Source organism: Psychromarinibacter sediminicola (genome assembly GCF_029168335.1).
In the GTDB taxonomy this organism is placed as follows: Bacteria; Pseudomonadota; Alphaproteobacteria; order Rhodobacterales; family Rhodobacteraceae; genus Psychromarinibacter; species Psychromarinibacter sediminicola.
The window spans coordinates 1-605 of sequence record NZ_JARGYC010000226.1 but is presented as its reverse complement, the minus strand read 5'-3'; the positions used below and the strand labels follow the sequence as shown (position 1 = coordinate 605).

1 protein-coding gene is annotated in these 605 nt (G+C 66.6%); it reads left to right on the top strand.

Going from position 1 to position 605, the window contains the following annotated elements:
- The coding region (locus P1J78_RS25115) for a sodium-dependent bicarbonate transport family permease (protein ID WP_275570098.1) at positions 1 to 483 on the top strand (483 nt) is incomplete at its 5' end.
- Positions 484 to 605: the final 122 nt, after the last annotated feature.

Here is a 605-nt window from a genome sequence, read left to right as displayed (position 1 = left end):
GGCAGCGTGCCGATGCGCGAGCTTTTCGCCAACGGCTCCATCGTTCTGCTGACCGGGGCCTTCGTGATCGGCGCCGTGACGCAGGACAAGGGGATGGAGATGATCGCGCCCTTCGTGGTGACGCCCTTTACCGGCATTCTGTGTCTGTTCCTGCTGGACATGGGCCTGTCTGCGGGGCGCAGCCTGCTGCGCAACCGGCATCTTCTCAGCGCGGGGCTGTTCGCCTTTGGGCTCCTCATGCCGGTGATCGGCGCGATGCTGGCGATGGGGCTGGGCGTATTGATCGGTCTTCAGACCGGCAGCCTGTTCCTGCTGATGGTTCTGGCGGCCTCCGCCTCCTACATCGCGGTTCCCGCCGCGATGAAGATCGCGTTGCCGCAGGCGGAGGCGGGCATATACCTGACCCTGTCGCTGGGGGTGACCTTCCCGTTCAACATCACCGTTGGACTGCCGTTTTACCTGTGGCTGGCCGGGCTGCTGTGACGGAGGGTCGCGCGGCCCCTCCGCGGATCGGCATCACGCAGCCCTGGGCGTGGCGACGGCCCGAGGTTGCAGATGCGCGGTACCTCCGTCCGGCCCATCCTGATCCTCTTCGCCGATGGCGC